This is a genomic window from Aliivibrio sifiae, assembly GCF_002954715.1.
Classification (GTDB): Bacteria; Pseudomonadota; Gammaproteobacteria; order Enterobacterales; family Vibrionaceae; genus Aliivibrio; species Aliivibrio sifiae.
This window is the reverse complement of the sequence record NZ_MSCP01000001.1, coordinates 132,836-158,422: the sequence shown is the minus strand read 5'-3', so window position 1 is coordinate 158,422 and position 25,587 is coordinate 132,836. Positions and strand designations below refer to the sequence as shown.

Annotated in this window: 19 protein-coding genes; 6 read left to right on the top strand and 13 right to left on the bottom strand. The window is 38.4% G+C overall.

The genetic code is table 11. The features are described 5' to 3' along the window. Positions 1–62: 62 nt before the first annotated feature. From mscS to BTO23_RS00615, 3 genes are all read right to left on the bottom strand, one after another. The gene (gene mscS, locus BTO23_RS00625) at positions 63–923 is read right to left on the bottom strand and encodes a small-conductance mechanosensitive channel MscS (protein ID WP_105062804.1); all 861 of its coding nucleotides are present in this window, start codon (positions 921–923) and stop codon (positions 63–65) included. Between the two features lie 257 nt (positions 924–1,180). Then, a complete protein-coding gene (gene yaaA / locus BTO23_RS00620) occupies positions 1,181–1,960 on the bottom strand; it encodes a peroxide stress protein YaaA (protein ID WP_060991783.1) in 780 nt (259 codons plus the stop codon). Between the two features lie 114 nt (positions 1,961–2,074). Further along, on the bottom strand, positions 2,075–3,508 hold the full coding sequence (locus BTO23_RS00615; RefSeq protein WP_105062803.1) for an alanine/glycine:cation symporter family protein: 1,434 nt from the start codon (positions 3,506–3,508) through the stop codon (positions 2,075–2,077). 740 nt (positions 3,509–4,248) lie between these two features. Here BTO23_RS00615 and BTO23_RS00610 point away from each other — a divergent pair. Then, a complete protein-coding gene (locus BTO23_RS00610) occupies positions 4,249–4,428 on the top strand; it encodes a DUF3545 family protein (RefSeq protein WP_060991785.1) in 180 nt (59 codons plus the stop codon). Between the two features lie 68 nt (positions 4,429–4,496). Here BTO23_RS00610 and BTO23_RS00605 read toward each other — a convergent pair whose 3' ends face one another. The 3 genes from BTO23_RS00605 to nfo all read right to left on the bottom strand — a co-directional run bounded on the left by BTO23_RS00605 (position 4,497) and on the right by nfo (position 6,640). Next, positions 4,497–5,024 carry a hemerythrin domain-containing protein gene (locus BTO23_RS00605; RefSeq protein ID WP_105062802.1) on the bottom strand — a complete coding sequence of 176 codons (528 nt, stop codon included), beginning with the start codon at positions 5,022–5,024 and terminating at the stop codon, positions 4,497–4,499. Positions 5,025–5,123: 99 nt separating this feature from the next. After that, complete coding sequence (gene ung, locus BTO23_RS00600) at positions 5,124–5,792, bottom strand: uracil-DNA glycosylase (protein ID WP_105062801.1); 669 nt, start codon at positions 5,790–5,792, stop codon at positions 5,124–5,126. Further along, positions 5,792–6,640, bottom strand: coding sequence for a deoxyribonuclease IV (nfo, locus tag BTO23_RS00595; protein ID WP_105062800.1), 849 nt, complete (start codon positions 6,638–6,640; stop codon positions 5,792–5,794). Before nfo ends, ung begins: the two co-directional genes overlap by 1 nt. Positions 6,641–7,002: 362 nt before the next feature. Between nfo and grcA the strand changes: the two genes are divergently transcribed. Beyond that, entirely contained in the window at positions 7,003–7,380 is a 378-nt protein-coding gene (gene grcA, locus BTO23_RS00590; protein ID WP_060991789.1) for an autonomous glycyl radical cofactor GrcA, read from the top strand. A gap of 119 nt (positions 7,381–7,499) precedes the next feature. On the opposite strand, the gene thrC is transcribed toward grcA, so the two are convergent. The 4 genes from thrC to BTO23_RS00565 form a co-directional block, all read right to left on the bottom strand. Beyond that, the gene (gene thrC / locus BTO23_RS00585; protein ID WP_105062799.1) at positions 7,500–8,783 is read right to left on the bottom strand and encodes a threonine synthase; all 1,284 of its coding nucleotides are present in this window, start codon (positions 8,781–8,783) and stop codon (positions 7,500–7,502) included. Beyond that, a complete protein-coding gene (thrB, locus tag BTO23_RS00580; RefSeq protein ID WP_061003195.1) occupies positions 8,780–9,736 on the bottom strand; it encodes a homoserine kinase in 957 nt (318 codons plus the stop codon). The genes thrC and thrB overlap by 4 nt, the downstream gene beginning before the upstream one ends. Positions 9,737–9,738: 2 nt before the next feature. Next, a complete protein-coding gene (gene thrA, locus BTO23_RS00575; protein WP_060991792.1) occupies positions 9,739–12,198 on the bottom strand; it encodes a bifunctional aspartate kinase/homoserine dehydrogenase I in 2,460 nt (819 codons plus the stop codon). 403 nt (positions 12,199–12,601) lie between these two features. Further along, positions 12,602–13,078 (bottom strand): putative 4-hydroxy-4-methyl-2-oxoglutarate aldolase, encoded by a 477-nt coding sequence (locus tag BTO23_RS00565; RefSeq protein WP_060991793.1) that lies wholly within the window; start codon positions 13,076–13,078, stop codon positions 12,602–12,604. Positions 13,079–13,523: 445 nt separating this feature from the next. Here BTO23_RS00565 and arcA point away from each other — a divergent pair, with 445 nt between their 5' ends. Next, a complete protein-coding gene (arcA, locus tag BTO23_RS00560) occupies positions 13,524–14,243 on the top strand; it encodes a two-component system response regulator ArcA (RefSeq protein ID WP_060991794.1) in 720 nt (239 codons plus the stop codon). Between the two features lie 102 nt (positions 14,244–14,345). Here the strand turns inward: arcA and BTO23_RS00555 are convergent, their stop codons facing one another. Genes BTO23_RS00555 through mnmL form a run of 3 tightly spaced genes read right to left on the bottom strand, consistent with a single transcriptional unit; the run spans position 14,346 to position 18,160 of the window. Then, the gene (locus BTO23_RS00555; RefSeq protein WP_105062798.1) at positions 14,346–14,792 is read right to left on the bottom strand and encodes a hypothetical protein; all 447 of its coding nucleotides are present in this window, start codon (positions 14,790–14,792) and stop codon (positions 14,346–14,348) included. Positions 14,793–14,800: 8 nt separating this feature from the next. Then, positions 14,801–17,164: an aerobic respiration two-component sensor histidine kinase ArcB gene (gene arcB, locus BTO23_RS00550; protein ID WP_105062797.1), complete on the bottom strand. Its 2,364-nt coding sequence runs from the start codon at positions 17,162–17,164 to the stop codon at positions 14,801–14,803. A 54-nt stretch (positions 17,165–17,218) separates the two neighbouring features. Beyond that, a complete protein-coding gene (gene mnmL, locus BTO23_RS00545; protein WP_105062796.1) occupies positions 17,219–18,160 on the bottom strand; it encodes a tRNA modification radical SAM protein MnmL/YtqA in 942 nt (313 codons plus the stop codon). A gap of 566 nt (positions 18,161–18,726) precedes the next feature. Here mnmL and gltB point away from each other — a divergent pair. From gltB to BTO23_RS00530, 3 genes are all read left to right on the top strand, one after another. Further along, positions 18,727–23,274 (top strand): glutamate synthase large subunit, encoded by a 4,548-nt coding sequence (gltB, locus tag BTO23_RS00540; RefSeq protein ID WP_105063502.1) that lies wholly within the window; start codon positions 18,727–18,729, stop codon positions 23,272–23,274. After that, positions 23,274–24,746 (top strand): glutamate synthase subunit beta, encoded by a 1,473-nt coding sequence (locus BTO23_RS00535; protein WP_105062795.1) that lies wholly within the window; start codon positions 23,274–23,276, stop codon positions 24,744–24,746. Before gltB ends, BTO23_RS00535 begins: the two co-directional genes overlap by 1 nt. 113 nt (positions 24,747–24,859) lie before the next feature. Then, positions 24,860–25,291, top strand: coding sequence for a DUF1499 domain-containing protein (locus BTO23_RS00530; protein WP_211295922.1), 432 nt, complete (start codon positions 24,860–24,862; stop codon positions 25,289–25,291). Positions 25,292–25,587 lie beyond the last annotated feature (296 nt).

Below are 25,587 nucleotides of genomic sequence, written 5' to 3'. Positions count from 1 at the left end.
ACGAACCAGGTAAAAAAAATGCTACCCTAAGGCAGCATTTATTGTTTTGATTTAAGTAAAACTTAATCCGCTTTATTTAAATGAACATCCATTTGTGGGAATGGGATCTCGATACCTTCATTATCTAGACCTTCTTTAATCGCTTGAAGCGTATCAAAGTAAACATCCCAGTATTGCTCTGTTTTACACCAAGGGCGAACAACAAAGTTTACTGATGAATCAGCAAGAGCAACAACACCAACCGTTGGTGTTGGAGTTTTAAGAACACGCTCATCAGACTCAAGTACCTTAGTGATTACTTCTTTCGTTTTCTTCAGATCAGCACTGTAAGAAACACCAATTACATGATCAACACGACGAGTCGCATGACGAGAATAGTTTGTGATTGGGCTACCAATTACACCCCCATTTGGTACAACAACCATTTTGTTGTCTGGCGTTGTTAAAATAGTTTGGAAAATTTGAATTGAATCTACAGAACCTGCAACGCCACCAATCTCTACGTAATCGCCAGATTTGAATGGACGGAAAGCAACAATCAATACACCTGCTGCAAAGTTTGATAAAGAACCTTGAAGTGCAAGACCAACCGCTAAACCAGCCGCACCGATAACCGCAACTACAGAAGCCGTTTGAACGCCAACTTTACCTAAAGCTGCAATTAATACGATAATAAATAGAAGATAACGAACTAAGGTATGAACAAAGTCGACAACCGCTTTATCCATTTTCTTTTTCTCAAGAGCTTTACTTACACCACCTGCAATTTTCTTAACGATAATATTACCGATAAAAAGGATCGCTAATGCTGAAATAATATTTACACCATACGTGATAAATAGCTCTGAATTATCTGTTAGCCAATGTTCTAAATTTGCTACTCCACTAGTAGCTAAATCAGTTACAGCGCCTTGATCTGCCATTTGATTTGTCCTTTTATAGTTATTCTCAGTATAAATTGAGATGATTGCCATTATGTTGACGATTTATACCAATTCTAACACTCTCAGCGTCAGCTTGATGTAAAATCCTTTTCTAAAACGCACTTATTTAATCGTATTCTCTTCAGTAAGAAAAGAAAAACAACCTTAATTACAATAGCCTATCCAATACTATCAGATCAAATAATTATCGATACATTTTACTTACATAAAACATACATTAATCCATCTCATCATTACTATTTCTTCTGCTCTTCTCTTTTAAACACAAGTTCACTGCTTGATGATTCGGCATCAACAAAATAATAACCATCAACCGTAAAGCTTTTCAATTCTTCTATCGTAGATATTCTATTTTCAATAATAAAACGGGCCATCAAACCTCTCGCCTTTTTAGCATAGAAGCTAATAATTTTGTATTGACCATTTTTACAATCTTTGAAAACTGGCGTAATAATGTTAGCAGTAAGTTCTTTTGGCTTCACCGCTTTAAAATACTCATTAGATGCAAGGTTGATCAATACATCGTCGCCTTGTTCAATAATAACTTGATTCAGTTTTTGTGTAATTGCATTCCCCCAAAACTGATACAAGTTTGTCCCACGTTTATTCGCTAGCTTTGTTCCCATTTCTAAACGGTAAGGTTGCATTAAATCTAATGGTTTTAAAAGTCCATATAACCCAGAAAGCATGCGTAAATGCATTTGAGCATATTCAATATCACTACTAGTTAAGCTATTTGCATCTAACCCCGTGTAAACATCCCCTTTAAAAGCATAAAGAGCCTGACGAGCATTATCATGAGTAAATGTCGTTGACCACTCTCCAAAGCGGATCGCATTTAAACTTGCGATCTTATCACTGACTTTCATTAGGTTAGATATATCAAGAGGTGTTAGGGTTTTACATACCTCAATTAATTCTGCGGAATCTGAAATAAAATCAGGTTGAGTAAACACCTCTGTTGGTAATGGTGTTTCATAATCAAGAGTTTTCGCTGGAGAAACGACGATAAGCATGAGCAAGATATCCCTGTATATTTTTTATATATAAAGATAGTAACGATTAAGATAAAAAAAAGCCACGCTAGGTTGCGTGGCTTTATCTATTTATTCAATGGGTGAAAGCAATGGTCATTTTTGCTCTTTAGTATTATCCCAGATACCTTCTTCAAGTTGAGAATGTAGCTCTGGATAATCTTTACTATCAAAGGTAGGAACCTTCCCTTCACTCAACTGCTTATTATAATCTTTCGCAAGCTTGATAACGGTGCCTGATAATAAAGAGATAGCAATTAAGTTAACTATCGCCATTAACCCCATAGATACATCAGCAAGAGCCCATACCGTAGGTAATGAAGATAATGCCCCAAACATTACCATACCTAATACAACAATACGGAAAATGCCAATTCCAGCTTTATGGTTATGCTCTAAGAATATAAGGTTTGTTTCTGCATAAGAATAATTTGCGATAATTGAAGTAAACGCAAAGAAGAAAATCGCTACAGCAACAAAAATACCGCCCCAATCACCCACCTGGCTTGTTAACGCAAATTGAGTTAATTCAATACCAGTCACTTCACCATGAGGGACGTATTCACCAGACATTAAAATAATAGCGACCGTTGCAGAACAAATCACAATAGTATCCATAAATACGCCTAGCATTTGTACATAACCTTGTGATGCTGGGTGTGGTGGATATGGTGTCGCTGATGCCGCGGCATTAGGTGCTGACCCCATACCAGCTTCATTAGAAAACAAACCACGTTTAATACCGTTAATCATTGCTTGTGCAATTGCATAACCTAAGCCACCGGCAGCTGCCTCTTGAAGACCAAATGCGCTCTTAAAGATCAACGTAATCACACCAGGTAGTTTTTCAATATTGGTGATCATAATGAACATCGCAATTGCTAGGTAAGCTAATGCCATTACAGGCACTATGATTTCAGCGGTACGTGCTATGGTTCTAAAACCACCAAAAATAACAATAGCTGAAATAATGACAATAGCGATACCTACATAAAGAGGCTCCCAACCAAATGCGGTTTGCATTGCACCAACAATAGAATTCGCTTGAACCGCATTAAAAACCAAACCAAAAGCAATGATCAAAAAGACAGAAAACAATACGCCCATCCAGCGCATCCCCAAGCCCTTCTCCATATAATAAGCTGGGCCACCACGATAATTACCTTCATCATCCCTGGTTTTGTATAATTGAGCTAACGTACTTTCTGCAAAAGACGTAGCCATACCTAACATAGCAATTAACCACATCCAAAAAATAGCACCTGGACCACCAGCAGTTAGCGCTACTGCGACGCCAGCCATGTTACCAGTACCAACACGAGCAGCAAGACTCGTACACAATGCTTGGAATGATGAAATACCAGATGGATCTGATTTTCTACTGTTCTTCAATACCGAAAACATATGACCAAAATGGCGGAATTGAATAAAACCTAATCGAATAGTGAAATAGATACCAATGGCAACCAGTAGATATACAAGTACTGAACCCCATAATAAGTCATTCAGTAAATTAATAAGACTTGTCACTTTTCCCTCTCCGTTACACTAATATTTCCTACACTTAATTTTGCTAAGTGTCCCTACTAATCTTATATTCATTTTCTATTATTTATTCAGGAATGCTTGAGTTATCTCTTTTATTGCAACTCTATTCATTTATTCACAGTAAATGTAAATATTTACTCACCGACTAAGATTAGCGAGCTGAATGATGCTCAGTATTTACTAAAAAATCAATAGAAAACAGAGAAGCCATCGATGACATTTTGTCTACAAAATTAGAATTCAATCTCATTAGAGCAACAAAAAAACATCATATTCATGACATTTAAACCGCGCCATAAATGCGAGAATCAATCATTAGTCCACTTTCATTATGATGAGTCATATCTTGCGTCCTATAAAAAACAGTGAGATATACGTTTAAATTCTCATATCTTGTTTTTATTCTCATATTTTAATCCATTAATAATGTGGATAAAATTCATACACTAAAATCTTATAAAAACCAGTACCATACTTAACAAAAATCAAACATGAAAATATCTTAATCCTTTCTTACAAATCACCTCAAATTGCGATAATTAATTCATTTAGACTATATTTAAATCAGTTAAGTGATCATTATCTCATAAAATATTCACCAAAAAGAAACAAATGCGAAACAGTTCAAGGTCATAATAGTTACTCTGTGATAATTAATAACATGCTAAATAAATACTTTACTCTTTGTAATAACTAATTAATTTATAAAAAACGAGGTGCTTATGGATGGGTACACATTGAATGATTTATTAGCTACGAAAACATCGACTACGAAGAAGAAACAAACAAAGCGCCTATGGCGTGAAATAGAAGAACTTCAAGATCGTCGTCAACTGCTACAAGAGTTAAAAGAGTTAGACCCTTTCTTTAAAGGGAGTATCGATTCTGCTATTTTTAAATAAAACTTAAAAACCAAGAAGACATAAAAAAGGAGAGCAAAACAGCTCTCCTTTTATTTACTTAAAAAAACTTATCGTACTTTTTCTGCAAGCTCTAAGAAACGCTTATCTGCTTTACTTCCAAATACAGGATCCTCTTCTTCACTCCAGTTTTTTTCTAGTGCCTTCCAATCGTCAAGTGTTAAGTGCGCTTTTAAAAAGGGAAATATCTCTTTTTCTTCTAACTCTAGATGCTGTTCAATCCGGTGAGTAAATGCTTTTAACTTAGCCTTAAATACTTCTTTTGGAACAATGGCATCATTTAAAATCATCGTAATAGCGATAGAAAACTCTTCGGTTTCATCCGATAATGTATCATGCTCTTTCAATAAATTGCTTAATCCTTCATGCTCCCCATAACGATTAATGTAATATTGATAAATCATGTCTTCTTTTGGATGATGTACCTTTTCAGCTACCAAGGATAAATAATCCACACTCTCACGAACTACATTATAATTAATGTTTTTTTCATCATCGAGTCGAGCCAGCTTATTATCTAATAACTGAATAATACGATTAATATAACCATGCTCTTTATAAATACTTTCTATAAGCATCTCGTCCTCCCTTACCATTTCAGTAATTACCTTATCTACTGTAAGTGTATATGACTGAAACAAGAGCACAGGATTAAGTTCAAATTTTATACAATGATTCTATGTAACTGAATGCCAATTGATCTCTGATAAGTTCTTTTCTCTAAGCAACTCGTTGGTTTGGGAGAAATGCTTACATCCAAAAAAACCACGATGGGCAGAAAGAGGAGAAGGATGTGGCGCTTTTAGAATAGAGTGACGATGCTCATCTATATTTGATCCTTTCTTTTGCGCATGCGCTCCCCATAATAAGAAAACGACACCATCATTATGAGCATTAATATGTTGAATAATTGCATCAGTAAAAAGCTCCCAACCAAATTTAGCGTGAGAATGTGCTTTTCCTTCTTCAACAGTCAATACTGTATTTAATAGTAAGACTCCTTGTTTCGCCCAACTTTCTAAATAACCATGGTCTGGAATGATAAACCCATCAATGTCTTGCGCTAATTCTTTATACATATTACGTAAGGAAGGCGGGATTTTAATACCTGGTAATACCGAGAAAGAGAGCCCATGAGCTTGTCCTGCACCATGGTATGGGTCTTGACCAAGAATAACTACTTTTACATCATTAAAAGTAGTTAAATCAAACGCGGTAAAAATATCAGCCTCTTGAGGGAAAATTGTTTTCCCTAGCCCTCTTTCTGTTTTAATTTTACTCATCATCGATTGATAGTATGCTTTCTCCTTTTCAACCGATAACACCGAACCCCAAGTCATTGTCATTATTGCTTCTCACTTAATGTTCTTAGTTGAGCGATTTCATCTTTCCAGATCTCAGGATCAATAGTTTCTAAGACTAAAGGAATATTATTAAATCGTTCATCTTGCATTATATATTCAAAACAATCCCAACCGATCGTACCTTCACCAAGAGAGTGGTGACGATCGACTCGACTACCTAATTCAATTTTTGCATCGTTAATATGCATACCACGTAAATATTGAAAACCAACAATGCGCTCAAACTCAGCAAAGGTATGCTCGCACACTTCTTTGCTGCTTAAGTCATAGCCTGCGGCAAAAGTATGGCAAGTATCAATACAAATACCGACACGTGTTTTATCTTCTACTTGTTCGATAATTTGAGCTAAATGCTCAAACTTCCATCCTAAATTTGTACCTTGTCCTGCAGTGTTTTCAATAACAGCAACAACATTAGGAACCGCTTGGTGCGCTAAATTAATTGATTCAGCAATTAAAGCTAAGCATTCATCTTCTGAAATTTTCTTGAGATGACTTCCTGGATGAAAATTAAGTAAGGTTAATCCAAGCTGATCGCAGCGTTCCATTTCATCAATAAATGCTGCGCGAGATTTTTCTAATTTCTCAGCTTCAGGAGCACCTAAATTAATTAAATAAGAATCATGAGGTAAAATTTGCTCACTAGAAAAACCAAAACGCTTACAGTTTGCTTTAAAATCAGAGATGATCTTATTTGTTAATGGCTTTGCAGCCCATTGGCGTTGATTTTTAGTAAATAGAGCAAAGGCATTTGCTCCTATTTGATAAGCTCGTTTAGGTGCTTGATCTACACCTCCAGCAGCTGACACATGAGCGCCAATATATTTCATCTCAGTATTTTCCTTTCAAAGTGATCTTCGCACTATTATTACGGTAAACGCTTTATTTGTCAGTAGTTCTCTAATTTACAATCCTTAAAATCAACAAAATAGAGAGAAATAAAATACCTTATTTTGTAGTAAGTTTACTACAAAATAAACCAATACCAACAAAGTAGTAATCCGCATTTATCGTGCTACAAGCTAGCTATATGGTGCTTTATTGATTTAGGACAATCTTTTTAAGATGAATTAATTATCACTTTTTGTTGTTTTTTGACTTATATCAATATACAAAGTAAGGGTATCATGTATATAATGTGACCCATAAGATATTTACAAAATAACCACAAAGTGGACTAGGAGAAAGTAAAATGATCACAGGTATCCAAATTACTAAAGCTGCAAATGACGATCTTCTTAACTCAATCTGGCTACTAGATAGCGAGAAAAATGAAGCGCGTTGTGTTGTTGCAACTTCAGGCTTTGAAGCTGACCAAGTAATTGCAGCAAACGAGCTAGGCGAATACGAAAGCCGTGACGTTGCAATTGAAAAAGCACCAAAAATTGAAGGTGGCCAACACCTAAATGTTAACGTTTTACAACGTGATACTTTAGAAGATGCGGTTAAACACCCAGAGAACTACCCACAACTAACTATCCGTGTATCTGGTTATGCTGTGCGTTTTAACTCTCTAACGACAGAACAACAAAAAGACGTTATCGCGCGTACTTTCACTGAAACTCTATAATTGTAGAGTGAATGAAATAAAAACGGCACTCATTGCTCATGAGTGCCGTTTTTTTATATCTATAAAGAAAGCCTTTGACTTACTATAAAATCAAAGGCTTTTTTGTAATGAATTAACAATTACTGAACTTTACGTAACACTGTTTTTAATGCATCAAAGTCATTAGCAAGATCTTCAGATAATAGCTCCATTGCATTATGTTTCGCTAATGGAGCAGGTAACTCAAGATCACCACCTAAAATATCATCCACAACTTCTTTAAATTTTGCCGGATGTGCAGTACATAAGAAAAGCCCGGTTTCACCCTCATTAAGTTGCTCTTCAAGAATACGATAAGCAATCGCACCATGAGGCTCACATAAATAACCTTCATCATTCATTGCTTTTAGCGTTTCAGCACTTTGTTCATCCGTTACCGCTCCTTTACCAAGTGTTTCTAGCCCCCAACCTAAACGCTGACATAATTCTTCGATTCGAGGCCAGTTATTTGGTTGGCTCACGTCCATTGCATTTGAGATTGTTGGAATCGTCGTTTTTGGCTCCCACTTACCCGTTTCAAGATAGCGCGGTACCGTATCATTGACATTAGTTGCAGCAATAAAGCGCTTAACTGGTAAGCCTAATGATTTAGCTAACAGACCTGCAGTTAAATTACCAAAATTACCACTTGGTACTGAGATAACGACATCACTACGTTTTTCTTTTGGCAGTTGAGATACCGCTTCAAAGTAGTAACAAATTTGCGCCATTAAGCGGCTGATATTGATTGAGTTAGCTGAATTAAGTCCTACTTCTTTACGTAGTTCCGCATCATCAAAAGATTGCTTAACTAATGCCTGACAGTCATCAAAATCACCATCAACTGCAACGGTATGAATATTCTTACCTAGTGTACAAAAGAGCTTTTCTTGTAACGGGCTGATCTTACCTTTTGGATAAAGGATAACTACTTTGATATTATCCATTCCATAGAATGCATGAGCAACAGCAGCACCAGTATCCCCTGATGTTGCTGTTAAAATAGTAATTTGCTCATTACCTTCAGTTACAGCAGCTAAAGATTGCGCCATAAAACGGCCACCAAAATCTTTAAATGCTAACGTCGGACCATGAAATAGCTCAAGCGCATAAACGCCCTCTTTTACAGCATGAATTGGCGCAGGGAATTGAAACGCATTTTCAACCATGTTTCTTACTGTATCTTTTGGCAATTCATCGCCAATAAATGCAGATAATATTTTGGTACTACGCGTAATAAAATCGTCAGCTAGAAGCGCATCAACATCATCAAACTTAGGCAATTCTGATGGGAAAAACAGTCCTTGATTACGACCTAGACCTTGGCGCACGGCTTGGCCAAAAGAGACCTGTTCATCATTTTCTTTTATGTTATACAGCTTCATAGTTTACTTCCTGTTACTTGAGAGCCTTGCTTATCTAAACGACAAACATGGACAAATCCTTCATCATTTTGAACATAGTTTTCTTGTAACCAGCGAGATACTCGCTCTGCTACATCTTTATCTTTACAGATGCTAAATAGCGTTGGACCTGAACCTGAAATACCCGTTGTTAGCGCTCCTGCTGAAGCGGCATATGCACGAGCTTTTGCAAAGTTAGGTAATAGTCGTTCACGATAGGGTTCTGCCACCACATCTTTAATCATTTTTGCCGCTAGCTCAGGCTGCTTTGAATAACACGCATGAATAAAGCCTGCTAGGTTACGGCCATGTGCTATCACATCCTGACGGCGATATTGCGAAGGTAAAATCTCACGAGCTTCTGCCGTTGATACTTTAATACCTGGGTATGCCATCACCCAATACCATTCATCAAAACAAGGGACTTCTTGACTGATAATACCTAATTCTTCAACCATTAATTGCAGCCCACCAAGATAACAAGGGGCAACATTATCATAATGAATACCACCAGATATCTGCCCTTCCATCTCACCCATTAGCGCCAACACTTCCATGTCAGTTAATGGTTTATCATGAAATAGATTCAACGCATCTAATGCGGCCACAATAGAACAGGCACTAGAACCAAGCCCAGAACCAATTGGCATGTTCTTCTCAAGCACCATATGAATCTGTTTAAGCTCAATGCCTTTTTTCGCAAGCTCTCTTGCAAATACACGCCAGCAATCATAAACAATATTTTCTTTTGGATCGTCAGGCAGCTTATCTACAAAACTACCCGCTGTTGCTAAAGTGAAAGCTTCTGTTCCTAATTCAACTAAAACACGATCACCCAACAATGTGCCATCAATTGGAGATACTGCCGCACCTAATACATCAAAGCCGACGCTAACATTACCAATTGATGCTGGAGCATAAACAACCACACTCATTTTTATACTCCTAATTTCCAACCAAGGGTACGCATTAAATCAGAGAATACACCTGCTGCTGTCACTTCAGTACCAGCACCATAGCCACGTAATACTAATGGGATCGGTTGGTAGTAACGACTATAAAATGCTAGGGCATTTTCACCATCTTTAATTTTATACATAGGATCATCGCCATTAACTGCTGCGATACGAACCTTACATTTACCTTCAAGGATCTCACCAACATAGCGTAACACTTTACCTTCCTCTGCTGCTTTTGCAGATTCTTGTGCAAAATAAGCATCAGCTTCAGGAAGTCGAGTCATAAACTCATCAACAGTGCCAGAGTCATCAAAACCTGGTGGTAATGCTTGCTCAACTTCGACATCATCTAACTCAATTTCTAGACCAGATTCACGAGCAAGAATAAGTAGTTTACGAGCGACATCCATACCAGAAAGATCGTCACGAGGATCTGGCTCAGTAAAGCCATTTTGTTTAGCCACATTAGTTGCTTCACTTAATGACATACCTTCATCTAACTTACCGAAAATGTAAGATAAAGATCCAGATAAAATACCATTAAACTTCACCAATTCATCACCAGCCGCAATCAAATTCTGAAGGTTTTCAATTACTGGTAGGCCCGCACCTACTGTTGTTTCATACATAAATTTACGACGAGTACCGCGTGCCGCATTACGTAACTGATGGTAATACGCCATTGAGTCAGTATTGGCTTTCTTATTTGGCGTAATTACATGGAAGCCAGCAGATAAGAAATCAACATATTGAGCCGCAATACCGTGATCAGAAGTACAATCAATAATCACTGGATTAATGATGTGATTGCGTTGAACTAGTGCAATAAGACGAGCAAGGCTAAAGCTTTCAGTTGTATTATTCATACGGTCGCGCCAATGCTCTAATGGAATACCTTTACTATCTAGTAATAATCCACGGCTATTTGCTAAACCACAAACACGGATTTCAATGCCTTTTTCTGCAAGTTTAGGTTGTTGACGCTGAATTTGATCAACTAGTTCACCACCAACTCCCCCTACACCAACAACAAACACATCTAAGAAATGCTTACTATTAAATAGGTTTTCATGACACGCTTTAATCGATTCAGAAATCTTGTCTTCAGGGATAACCGCTGAAATTGCTCGTTCAGAAGAGCCTTGCGCGATAGCAATAATATTAACGTTTACTTCTGTTAATGAAGTAAAGAACTGAGATGCTACGCCTTTAGATGTACGCATACCATCACCAACTAACGTAACAATTGCTACATTATCAGTAAATTCGACAGGCTCTAATAAGCCGTCTTTTAATTCAAGTTCAAATGCTTCTCTTAATACTTGTTCAGCTTGTGATTTATCTTCAGCTTCAATACAGAAACTAATGCTGTACTCAGAAGAGGATTGCGTGATTAAAACAATCGAAATACCCGAGGTAGACATTGCGCCAAATACGCGGCTAGCCATTCCGACCATGCCTTTCATGCCAGGGCCACTCACATTAACCATTGTTAAATTGTTTAATGTTGTAATGCCTTTGATTGCTAGATTATCTTCACCAGTGTCCAGTCCAATTAATGTACCTGGACCTTGAGGATTAAAACTGTTTTTAATCAAACAAGGAATATGAAATTGTGCGATAGGAGCGATAGTTTTTGGATGCAGAACTGATGCACCGAAGTAAGAAAGCTCCATGGCTTCTTGATAACTTAATGATTTTAATAAACGAGCATCATCAACTAAACGTGGGTCACAGTTATATACACCGTCAACATCCGTCCAAATTTCACAACACTCAGCTCGAAGACAGGCAGCTAACACCGCAGCTGAGTAATCGGAACCATTGCGGCCTAAGGTAACTAACTCACCTTTTACGTTACCAGCAGTAAAGCCAGGCATTATATTTACATGACCTTTTGGCAGCGGTTCGTTTCTAAAGTTAAGCGTAGATACATCAACATCGACAGCACCTTCAAGGAAGCCACCACGAGCGTACAGATATTTAACTGGATCAATCAGACTAGCAGGCTGTCCCTTTGCTTCAAGAACCGCTTTCATTGTAACTATTGAAATGCGTTCGCCTTTACTGATTATTTTTGCATATACGTTATCTGGACACATGCCCAATAGGGTGATCCCATGAACGTATTGACGGAGTTGAGAGAGTGAATCTTTTAGCTTATTTTCAAGCGTTTTAAGATCAACTTGTGGAAGTGCGGTAGAGATACCGTTAAATAGATCAACAAATACAGATTCTAATTCTGAAATCTGTAATTCAGCCTCTCCGTTGGTAAGTACATTATCTACAACAGAAACTAATTTATTGGTAACTTTCCCTGGTGCCGATAAAACAACTGACACTTCTTGCTGTTGTGCGTTATTGGCAATGATATCTGCGGCACGTAAAAAACGATCTGAATCTGCTAATGACGAACCACCAAATTTTAATACTCGCATTTCTATCCTCCCTAAAAACGAGTGTTACTGCAATATCCTTACTGCATATCTAGCATCATAACCTTTTCAGTTGATAATAAAAGAATGCAGTTAAGAATTAGTAACAAAATTACAAAAAAAAAGCCCGCTCTGATAATCAGTGCGGGCTTCTTTAAAATACTTATGCGTATCAGCCCACCCCAGCAACCATGGTGCCGGTAATTGTTGTGGTAATAATCATTGAGCTGATAGTGAACATGTAATAAAAAACTCTAAATAAATGTTTGCGATATACAATAACTACCTTACTTTCCGCTAACAAGTCAATGAAAATATTATTCATTCACTTAACAAAAGAAGAATATATCGCCTCAAGTTGTTGAGTTTTAAATATTAAATGTGTATTTTAAATTTAACTTTGTTACTAAATTAATAATTCTTTACTCATCAATACACCGTTAAGATCGGCATAAATATAATCACCAGGAGAAATAATCTGAGTATTAATCGTTACTGATACTTGTTGCTCTCCAGCCCCTCTTTTCTCAGTTTTAAACGGAGATGCTCCAAGCGCCTTCAACCCTAGCGGCATTGTTTTTATTGCACCTACATCTCTAACCGCTCCGTAAACGACCACGCCTTCCCATTGATTTTTAGTAGCAAGTGTCGCGACTTGATCACCAAGTAACGCTTTTTGACAAGAACCATTTCCATCAATGAATAATACCTTGCCTTTACCATTACTTTGTAAAACGTCTCTAACTAAAGAGTTATCTTGATAACAACGTACCGTTACAATTTCACCATAAAAGCACGCTTTTCCACCATAATTTTTAAACTCAACATCAATGAGCTGTACTTTATCTTCAAACTGGTCACAAATATCAGGTAATAAATCCATTTTATTTTCTCCTTGTTTGTAAAATTGATTCGACTATAACAACATTTGTTAAAGTACTTAGCGATAATTCGCATAGATATTTACAATTTTAATATAGATATGTCCCTATATTTATTACTACACTGTATTGATATCGGTTGCTATTGACCTAAATCAATAAAATGTATGGAAATAAAAATCGCTTATTGTTAGAGTGGTGTTAAGGGATTAAAATCTCCCTTCTAATGGAGTTTCAGCTAGGAGCTCACAAAATTAGAGCTTTATCATGTTGTTGAGTATATATTCAATAACCACCACCAAGGATGGCGTACCGTTTAGGTTTCTGTTCTTCAATTGACATTTTAGTCTATGATTGAAGAATCTATTCCTATTTGTAAATTTTTTATTATAGAATTAACATTCTTAATTCTACTTTTGACTTTAATCAGTTAGTTAGGTACCGCCCATGCAAACCCCTCAGATCCTAATCGTTGAAGATGAACATGTAACTCGTAATACACTTAAAAGCATTTTTGAAGCTGAAGGCTACAATGTTTTTGAAGCGAGCGATGGTGAAGAAATGCACACAGTGCTTTCTGAGCAACAACTTAATCTTGTGATTATGGATATCAACCTTCCAGGTAAAAATGGTCTTCTTCTTGCTCGTGAACTTCGCGAACGTGGTGATATGGCCCTTATGTTCCTAACAGGCCGTGACAACGAAGTTGATAAGATTTTAGGTTTAGAAATCGGTGCTGATGATTACATCACAAAACCATTTAACCCACGCGAACTTACTATTCGTGCGCGTAACTTATTAACTCGTTCAATGAATCAAAGCACAACTGTTGAAGATAAAAAAACGGTTGAACGCTATGTATTCAATGGCTGGACAGTTGAAATTAATAGCCGTTCTCTTGTTAGTCCAAGTGGTGAAAGCTACAAGCTTCCTCGCTCAGAGTTCCGTGCTTTGCTTCATTTCTGTGAAAACCCGGGTAAGATCCAAACTCGTGCAGATCTTCTGAAGAAAATGACTGGTCGTGAGCTTAAGCCACATGACCGTACTGTTGATGTGACAATTCGTCGTATCCGTAAGCATTTTGAATCAGTAACTGATACACCTGAGATCATTGCTACGATTCACGGTGAAGGTTACCGCTTCTGTGGTGATTTAGAAGAACTATAATATTTCTTCTTACTTCATAAAATTAAAAATGCCCAGCTATTACTAGCTGGGCATTTTTTATTAATATAATAATTACTGTAACCACACTGGCCTTAATATAAATTAATAAACGGTATCGATCTGTACGTCACTTTCTATGATCCATTCATCATTTGCTTGAACTGCAATATCTATTAATTTATCTGCGGTAATATTATGAAATGATTGACCTGCGATTTCCCATGTATGGTTATCATGCACGCGCACTTCAAATTCATCATCGGTTAATACCCATGAATCGTCGCCTTGGCGAATAACCACTTTTTCAATCGCTAATTCAGGTGCAATCACTTGTTTTGACGTTAATGTCAATGCCACATTCAACTTACTTTCGTCTTCTTCAGTACCTATCGTCGGCATTTGATCGATCCATACCGCTGAATTAAGTTGTATGTGAGTGTTCATTATTTCTATTTTATTATCTTGCTGCCAATCAACTTGTGGCAGTGATGTCATCTGACAACTAGACAGTGCCATCATAATTACAGAAGCAAATAGTGCCTTTTTCATAGTATCCCTTATTTGGCTTGCTGTTCTAACCAGCTTTTTAATATTTGAATATCATTTTCATATTCATTTTTAATTTCTTCAACCCAGTCATCTATATTTTCCCACCATGCGGGTAAATCTGGTGATTGCGCCTTCTGAGCGACTTGCTGAATATGCTTAAGACCTATAGAACCAGCAGCTCCTTTCATTTTATGAGTCTCAAATACAATACCGTCTTGATCCCTTGCTGTCATATTCGTATCTAATATTTGAATGTACTCTTTCATACTCTTTTCAAACATCTCAATACTTGCATATACCGGTTTGGTTCCAACAATCTCAATATACGACTCTAACATTTCTATATCTAACAAACGATCAATCAGTTGTTCATTATCTAATTGCTCTTGTGTTTTTATTGGCTTCTGTAGTTTCTTTTGTCTTTCTTTTTTATCTGACATTGAAAACAACTCGAGTACCTCTGTTAACGCCTTCACACTTAATGGTTTACTGATCGCTTCATCCATACCTTTTTCAAAATATTCATCTTTCTCCTTTAATAAATTAGCCGTTAGTGCTACTAACGGTGGTAATTCATCAAATTTTTCACGTAAAGCCTGAGCAACATCAAAACCGGTCATATCTGGTAACTGAATGTCCAATAAAGCTAAATCATATTTAGTTGGATCAAACTGCTTTAATGCATCTTCACCACACATTGCTACATCAACAGTATGCCCAAGGCTTTCAAGCAATGAACATGCAACCGTTACATTCAGTTCAATATCCTCTAGCATAAAGATCCGTAATGATTTCGCACTTTTCGCCTCAGGCATTGCCTCTTCTTCTTCTACATGATCAATCAAAGGCACATTAATTGTTACTATAAACGTACTACCAAAACCAATATCGCTGGTTACTGTAATATCTCCGCCCATTAAATTAATTAGCTCTTTAGAGACAGCAAGTCCAATACCAGTGCCTACTGCATGTAAATTATCCTTGCCTTGTTTTACTTGATAGTACATTGCAAACACATTTTCTAACTCTGATTCAGGGATACCAATACCGGTATCTTCAACCTCAAAGGTAATTTCTGCATTGTCTTTAAAAATATCAGCACTGACTGACATAACAACACTGCCTTCTTTGGTAAATTTTGTCGCATTTCCAATAAGGTTCCAAAGTACCTGCCTTAATCGGGTGCTATCCACAACAATATGTGCGGGCAAATTTGTTAACCTTTCTAAATCAAAACGTAATCCTTTTTGCTCTGCCATTAAACCAGATATGTTTTCCATTTCAGTAACAAAACTAATAAAATCAAGTGGTTTTGTAAGAAGTTCAAGCTTACGACGATCAAATTTATCCATGTCAATAATATCGTTAAAGATATTACCAAGGGTGATAGCACTGACGTTGATGGTTCGCATGTAATTATGCTGTTCATCATCAAGGCGAGTATCAAGCAGCATGCGACTCAAGCCAACAATACCATTTAGGGGAGTTCTTAACTCATGGCTAATGGTTGAAATAAAAGTGGTTTTATCTCTACTCGCTTTTTCTAATGCATCTTCGTACTCTTTACGCTCGGTAATATTACGGCCAAAGCCAACCAAACCAAGATGACGCCCACCTTTACTATAAAAAGGGATCTTACTTAATTCAAAACATGCCTTACGACCATCAGGGTAATCAAGCCATTGTTCATAAGTTAATGCTTTATTGTCTCTTAATACTTGCCTATCAGTATCAATTACTTTTGCAGCTACTTCTGCGTTATAAACGTCTTTAGGGGATAAACCGATCAGTTCTTTTTCTGTTTTTCCAGTAAGATCTTCCATCGCTTGGTTACAACCAGAAAAAAGACCTAACTCATTACGATAATAAATAATATCCGGGGAGGTATCTAAGTAAGAACGAAGCAATGCTGTTTGTTCAGCCAATTCTAATTGAGCTTTTTCACGCTGGAATACTTCATTTTCAAGATCTTCCATCGCTTCTTGCCTAGCATCTTCTGCCTTCTCTCGTTCTTCAATTTCTTGATTTAGTTTTTTTACATTGCCTTGTAATTTTTTATTCAAATCTAAATCACGAGCACGCATTTCTTCCATTTTAGTGACTAATTTAGAAAGACGTTGGCGAGAATCTTCTAAATGTTCAACAACAACCGATAAGAAAAAGACAGCCCAAGGCGTGATTAATAAACCAAAGAAAACGGAGCGAACGATATCTAAATCATTCACTTCACCGCTTAAAAAAAGAGTAACGCCAACTTGAACGATAACGGCCAGTGCCACTAAAGCAATAGCAAGTAAGAGACTAAAACGAACAATGCCAAGCCTAACCATAAGATCGACATAAAATTGCGCGAGAATTTTTAACTGCTTCATAAACACACCCTGATAATATTCAACTAAATAATATCAGGGTTATGTCGATTTGAGTTATTTTTTCAATATTGGTTGGGTATATTTGAAAGGTTGATCAATCAAGGAGCCTTGTGCCCCTTTTTCATTAAGAGCCATACCTACATTAGTTAATCCTAACCAACGTGGTTCACACCATAAAGGCGATAATAGGGTTGGCCTTCTTGCTGTTGCTGAAACCCGATGATAAACCACTTCTGGTGGCGTTAAACGAATAAGCTCACAAGCCACATCGACGTAATCATCCATTTCTGGCGCTTCGATTCTTCCTGCTCTCCATGCTTTTGCCATTGTACTGCCATCAACAATATGTAGAGGGTGTAATTTAAGTCCGTCTGTTCCTGTCTCTAACACCTTAGTTAATGTCATGCGGTTATCATCTCTGGTATCGCCAGGTAAACCAATAATTAAATGAGTACACACCTTGATACCAAGTGCCCTTGCTTTACGAGTAATAGCATCATAACAAGCAAAGTCATGGCCTCGGTTTATACGCTTTAAGGTTTTATCATTAGCCGTCTGTAATCCAAGCTCTAACCACACTTCATAACCCTCATCAACATAACCTTTCAATAGGTCTAATACTGCATCAGGAACACAATCTGGGCGAGTACCTACACATAAACCAACAATATTTGCTGACTTAAGCGCCTCTTCATACATGTTTTTGAGCACTTGAACTTCAGCAAAAGTATTTGTATATGCTTGAAAATACGCAAGATACTTTTTAGCTCGCAGAACTTCACCCGCTCTATCTGTCAACTGGTCATGAATGGATTTAAATTGCTCTTGCTCATCAGAAAAAGAAGCTACATTACAAAAAGTACAACCACCTTTACCTATAGTTCCGTCTCTATTTGGACAACTAAAGCCTCCATGAAGCGTCAATTTATGTACTTTTTCACCATAACGACGTTGTAGATCTTGCCCAAATGTATTTGCTAGTTCATGAAGTTGCATTGCGGTAACCAATAATAAATCAAAGACTTAGTTCATAAACAAAAAGAAGTCTCACTTCTATTTATGAAAGTTGCTAACTCGTTTGTAAAAAAAGACCGTAAATAATATCGAAATAAACCGACCTTAACTCTAATTTATATCAATAAAAGGCGCATAAAGTGGCAATTTAATAGCAAAAAAGCCCATTTATTATAAATACTTATTCATTTTGAGTAAAAAAAGTGAAAATTACGTGCAACTTTAGTTGGTATTTAATATGACAAAAATGTAGGATAGTTACATCGTTAAATAGATTAATTTGCCATCAACACGAATGTTGAGGCGTTTCGATAGTGATATCTATCCTCAAACAACAAATACAACGGATTAAACTGTATTTGATTGATATCACAATGGATGGGTTAGTTTGCACGTCATAATAAGTGATGCCAGCAAACACCAGAATGGATTCAAACTTGCTACCTCTTGAGACTAACTCACAGCAAGTTCGATTTGAAATTAGCAAAGGACTAGACAGAAACTTACGTAGAGAAGTTGTGTCTGCAAAATACTGGAAGGATGTATCTATGGTAGATAGAGAGCAGAATGCACAGGGCATGTATACTCCGGAACTGGAGCATGATGCATGTGGTATCGGTTTTGTCGCTCACCTCAAAAACCGTAAATCTCATGATGTGGTTACTCAGGCCCTCGATATGCTTGCACGTATGGAACACCGTGGTGGTCAAGGCTGTGATCCATGCAGTGGTGATGGCGCGGGTATTCTTTTACAGAAGCCTCACGAGTTTTTATTAGAAGAAGCCGTAAAACTTGGTATTAAATTACCATCTTTTGAGAAATACGGTGTTGGTGTTGTCTTATTCCCTAAAGATGAGCATAAACGTCAACAATGTAGAGATATTTTAGAGCGTAATGCCCAACGTCTTGATTTAGAAATTATTGGCTATCGAGTTCTTCCTGTCGATAATTCAATGCTAGGCGATGATCCTTTGAGTACAGAGCCTCAATTTGAGCATGTATTTATTTCTGGTGGCCCATCAATGACCCCAGAAGAACTTGAACGTAAATTGTATGTTCTACGTAACTACACCGTTCGAGTATGTTTGGAAAGTATTTCTAACATTGGTGATGACTTCTACATCAACTCTCTATCGTACAAAACACTTGTTTATAAAGGTCAATTAACGACTGAACAAGTTCCACAGTACTTCCTAGACTTACAAAATCCAACGATGGTGACGGCATTAGCTCTGGTTCACTCTCGTTTCTCTACTAATACATTCCCTCGCTGGCGTCTAGCTCAACCATTCCGTTACATTGCCCATAATGGTGAGATCAATACCGTTCGTGGTAACTTGAACTGGATGAAAGCGCGTGAAGCTATTATCGAGTCTGATTTATTTAGCCAGCAAGAGATGGATATGCTACTTCCTATTTGTCAGGAAGGCAGCTCAGATTCATCAAACTTCGATATGGCGCTTGAACTGCTTGTTCTTTCTGGCCGTAGCTTGCCACATGCATTAATGATGATGATCCCTGAAGCGTGGCAAGAAAATAAAAACATGGATCCTACGCGTCGTGCATTCTATCAGTACCACGCTAACGTAATGGAACCTTGGGATGGCCCTGCATCTGTTTGTTTCACCGATGGTGTTCAAGTAGGTGCAACACTTGACCGTAATGGTCTTCGTCCTTCTCGTTATACCGTGACAAAAGATGACTTCCTTGTAATGGCATCAGAATCTGGCGTTGTAAAAATAGCACCAGAAAACATTGAATTCCGTGGTCGTCTGCAACCCGGTCGTATCTTTGTTGCTGACTTAGAGCAAGGCCGTATTATTTCTGATGAAGAAGTAAAAGATGGCATTGCGAAATCACAACCTTATGAGAAATGGGTTGAAGAGAATCTTCTAAACTTAAATAAACTGCCTGAAGCAACAAACCAATTCAGCCAGCCTTCTCCTGAACGCCTACTCAATCGTCAACAAGCGTTTGGTGTTACCTCTGAAGAAGTGAATGAGATCATCCTACCATTAGCGAAAACGGCTTATGAGCCATTAACTGCAATGGGTGCCGATTGGCCACTAGCGATCCTTTCTCATCAATCTCAGCATTTATCTAACTATTTTAAGCAGTTGTTTGCCCAAGTAACTAACCCGCCGATCGACCCGATCCGTGAGCGTATGGTTATGTCGCTAAATACTTACTTAGGTAAAGACCAAAACTTGCTTGCTGAAACACCTGAGCACTGTCAAAAAGTTGAACTTGAATCACCAGTTCTTTCTAACTCTGAGCTAGAAAAACTGCGTGCTATTGATAACGAACATCTACAAGCAAAAACACTGGATATCGTTTTCCAAGCCAATGAAGATTCAGGAAAGCTTGAGCGCGCACTTAAACGTATCTGTCAATATGCTGAAGATGCAGTAATCGATGGTTACTCTATCATTCTACTAACAGACCGCGCTGTAAACTCAAACCACGCAGCTATCCCTGCAATGCTTGCGGTTGGTGCGGTTCATCACCACCTAATCCGTAAAGGGTTACGAGCTAAATGTGACATCGTGATTGAAACGGGTGATGCTCGTGAAACTCATCACTTTGCAACACTGGTTGGTTACGGCGCAAACGCAGTAAACCCATACTTAGTCATTGAGACAATTGTTGAACTTCAACGAGTTAAGAAACTAGACCCAACAGTCCATCCAAAAGTATTGTTTGATAACTACCGTAAAGGGGTTAATGGCGGCCTACTTAAGATTTTCTCTAAGATGGGTATTTCAACACTGCAGTCATACCATGGTGCTCAAATCTTTGAAGCGCTTGGTATCAGTAAATCAGTGGTTGATAAGTACTTCACCGGTACCGTTTCTCGTATCCAAGGTCTAACGATTGATGATATCGCAAAAGAAGTTCTAATCCGTCACCGTGTTGGCTATCCAACTCGTGAGATCCCAGTTCAAGTACTTGATGTGGGCGGTGTATATCAGTGGAAACAACGTGGTGAGAAGCATCTGTTTAACCCTGAAACTATTTCTCTACTTCAAGAGTCAACTCGTAATAAAGATTACGGTCAATTCAAGAAATACGCGAAAGCGGTTGATGACCAAGGTGATGATGCAGCAACACTGCGTAGCCAGTTAGATTTCATCAAAAATCCTGCAGGATCTATTCCTTTAGAAGAAGTAGAGCCTATTGAGAAAATCCTAAAACGTTTTGCTACTGGTGCAATGTCGTTTGGTTCTATCTCACACGAAGCTCATTCAACACTTGCTGTTGCTATGAACCGTATCGGTGCTAAATCTAACTCAGGTGAAGGTGGTGAAGATCCAATTCGTTTTGAGAAAAAAGACAATGGCGACTGGGAACGTTCAGCAATCAAACAAGTAGCTTCTGGTCGTTTTGGTGTGACATCTTACTACCTAACTAACGCTGATGAGCTACAAATCAAGATGGCTCAAGGTGCGAAACCTGGCGAAGGTGGTCAACTACCTGGTGATAAAGTCGATGATTGGATTGGTGCAACACGTCACTCAACTCCTGGAGTTGGTCTGATTTCACCACCGCCACATCATGATATTTATTCAATCGAAGATTTAGCACAGCTTATCTATGATCTGAAAAATGCCAACCGTAAAGGCCGCGTTAACGTTAAGTTAGTATCTGAGGCAGGTGTTGGTACTATCGCCTCTGGTGTAGCGAAAGCAAAAGCAGACGTTGTACTTATCGCTGGTTTTGATGGTGGTACAGGTGCGTCTCCAATGTCTTCTATCCGCCATACTGGTCTTCCATGGGAGCTAGGTCTGGCTGAGACACACCAGACACTACTGAAAAATGGGTTACGTAACCGTATCGTTGTTCAGTCTGATGGCCAGATGAAAACACCTCGAGATCTTGCAGTAGCAACACTTCTTGGTGCTGAAGAATGGGGCGTAGCAACAGCAGCTCTTGTTGTTGAAGGCTGTATCATGATGCGTAAGTGTCATAAAAATACCTGCCCTGTTGGTATCGCTACACAAAACAAAACACTTCGTGAGCGCTTCGACGGTCGTGTAGAAGACGTGGTTACTTTCTTCCAATATATGGCTGAAGGTTTACGTGAAGTAATGGCAGAGCTTGGTTTCCGCTCTATTGATGAAATGGTTGGTCAATCTCATAAGCTGAAAGTTCGTGATGATATCGGCCACTGGAAATACAAAAACTTAGATTTATCACCAGTACTACACGTTGAACAACCTCGTGCTGAAGATGGTATCTATAACCAAATTAAACAACAGCATAATCTAGAAGACGTATTGGATCGTAAACTGATTCAAGTCGCTATTCCGGCCCTTGAAAAGGGTGAAGCCGTTACTGCTGAATTCGATATTCTAAATACCGACCGAAGTGTAGGTACTATGCTGTCGAATGAAATTTCAAAAGTCTATAAAGACCAAGGTTTGCCACAACCAATGAACGTGAAGTTCAACGGTTCGGCTGGTCAAAGTCTAGGGGCTTTCCTTGCGAAAGGTGTGAAATTTGAAGTCGAAGGCGATGCGAATGATTATTGGGGTAAAGGCTTATCTGGCGGTACGCTAGTTCTTTATCCAAACCTAAAATCAACGATTGTAGCTGAAGATAACATTGTTGTAGGTAACGTTTGTTTCTACGGCGCAACTTCTGGCGAATCTTATATTCGCGGTATGGCTGGTGAGCGTTTCTGTGTACGTAACTCAGGTGCACGAGTTGTGGTTGAAGGCGTTGGTGATCACGGTTGTGAATACATGACTGGTGGTGTAGCACTAATCCTTGGCTCTACAGGTCGTAACTTTGCGGCAGGTATGAGTGGTGGTGTTGCCTATGTTTGGGATAAGTCTGGTGATTTTGAAACTAAACTAAACTCTGAATTAGTCGACCTAGATCCTATCGAACAAGAAGATAAAGATCTTCTATTAGAAATGCTAACTAAGCATGTTGAGTTCACAGGAAGTGAAGTTGCTCAGTCTTTCCTAGATAACTTTGAAGCAAACTTGGCCTCTCTGGCTAAAGTGATGCCGCGTGATTACAAAGCGGTTCTTCAAAAGCGTAAAGCTGAAGCACAACAGGCACAAACGGAAGAAGTGGAGGCAGTATAATGGGTAAGCCTACTGGATTTTTAGAACATGGTCGTGAGCTACCAAAGAAACTCGACCCAACAGTTCGAATTCAAGACAATAAAGAATTTGTATTGAATGATGAGTTTGCTGACAAGATTGGCACACAAGCATCACGTTGTATGGATTGTGGTGTTCCGTTTTGTCACAACGGTTGCCCTATTGGTAACATCATTCCTGAGTTTAATGATGCGGTATATCGTGATAGCTGGGAAGAAGCGTGGAAGATCTTAAGCTCGACCAATAACTTCCCAGAGTTCACAGGCCGAGTGTGCCCTGCTCCTTGTGAAAGTGCCTGTGTTCTTGGTATTAATCAAGACCCAATCACTATCTGTAATATCGAAAAAACAATTGTAGAAACTGCGTACCGTGAAGGGTACGCACAACCAAAGAAACCTCGTTCTCGTACAGGTAAAACTGTTGCTATCATCGGTTCAGGTCCTGCTGGTTTAGCCGCGGCTGAACAGTTAAACAGTGCTGGTCATTCAGTAACTGTCTATGAACGAGATGAGAAAGTTGGTGGTCTACTTCGCTTTGGTATTCCTGACTTCAAGTTAGGCATGGACATCATTGATCGTAAAATCAATCTAATGGCTGATGCTGGTATCAAGTTTGAAGTAAATGCTCATATTGGTGTCGATATTAATGCATTGCAATTACGCCAAGACTTCGATGTCGTTCTACTCACTGGAGGCTCTACAGTGCCAAGAGATCTAACTATTCCAGGGCGTGATCTCAATGGCGTTCACTTTGCTATGGAATTCTTAGGTCAAAACAACCGTCGAGCTAATAACATGGATCTTAAAACTAAAGAGATCCATGCTAAAGGTAAGCATGTTGTTGTTATTGGTGGTGGCGATACAGGTTCTGACTGTGTAGGTACGTCGAATCGTCATGGTGCAGCAAGTATTACTCAGGTTGAGATCATGCCAATCCCACCAGAGAAACGCCCTGCGAATATGCCTTGGCCTCAATATCCAATGATCATGAAGACAACCACTTCTCACGAAGAAGGCTGTGAGCGTCATTGGAATATCTTAACCAAAGAGTTTATCTCTGATGATGCAGGTAACGTGACTGGTCTTCGTATTGCTGACATCGTTTGGCAAGATGCGAAACCAGGCGAACGTCCAGGATTTGATGAAGTTGCTGGTAGTGAGCGAGTGATCCCTTGTGATCAAGCATTCTTAGCGATGGGCTTCTTACACCCAGAACCAACGGGAGTATTAGCTCAGTTAGATATAAAACTGGATGATCGTGGCAACGTAGCAACCGATGGCTATGCTACTAATCAAAAAGGTGTTTTTGCCGCAGGTGATATGCGTACCGGTCAGTCTCTGATTGTTCGTTGTATTAATGAAGGCCGAGAATGTTCTAGAGAAATTGATGCTTACCTTATGGGTAATTCTAATCTAGAAGCAAAAGCGGATTCACTAATGCTATCGGCATCGTAATTTTTGAAATAGATTAATTCAGGTTTCCTTCCAAACCTTTGGCCAACATTTCGATGTTGGCCTTTTTTATTCTATACTGACAATGCCTATTCAAAATAATGAACTAACCTATGATAAAAATAATCTCCATATTTTCAATATTGCTAACACTTACCGCCTGCAGTAAAGGGATCGATAATATGACTGATAAATCAAAAATGATGTGTGCAGATAAACCTAACTGCATCTCAACATTAGAAACTAGAGCTGATTTCAGCGCTGCCCCTTTTACTCTAAATAATCCCGATACAGAAATAGAGTCGATAGCTCAAATAGCAGAGCAACTTAAAGGTGCAAAAATAGCGGTAATTAAAGAAAACTACGCCAGAATTGAATCAACAAGTACTGTCTTTCGCTTTGTTGATGATTTAGAACTTAGAATTGAAGGAAATAACCTCATCGTTCGTTCAGAGTCTCGTACAGGACACTCTGACTTTGGTGTAAATAAAAAGCGTGTTGAACAATTAAGAGCCATGCTACTAGAACAAAACATAATTTCTCAATAAAAAGTCTAACCAACTGAACTGCCACTCCGCAGTGTCTATTCTGCATCATTTTACTTTTATACAGACGTAAAAAAGCCCTAATCTTTCGATTAGGGCTTTCTTGGTATAATGGCTACGTTAACGGGACTTTCTATCAACCTTGAAAGCGACACGTCCCCCGGCGTGACAGGCCGCTAAGCTCTCCAACAAAAAGTCTAACCAACTGAACTACCACTTCGCTGTGTCTATTCTGCATCATTTTACTTTTATACAGACGTAAAAAAGCCCTAATCTTTCGATTAGGGCTTTTTAAAATA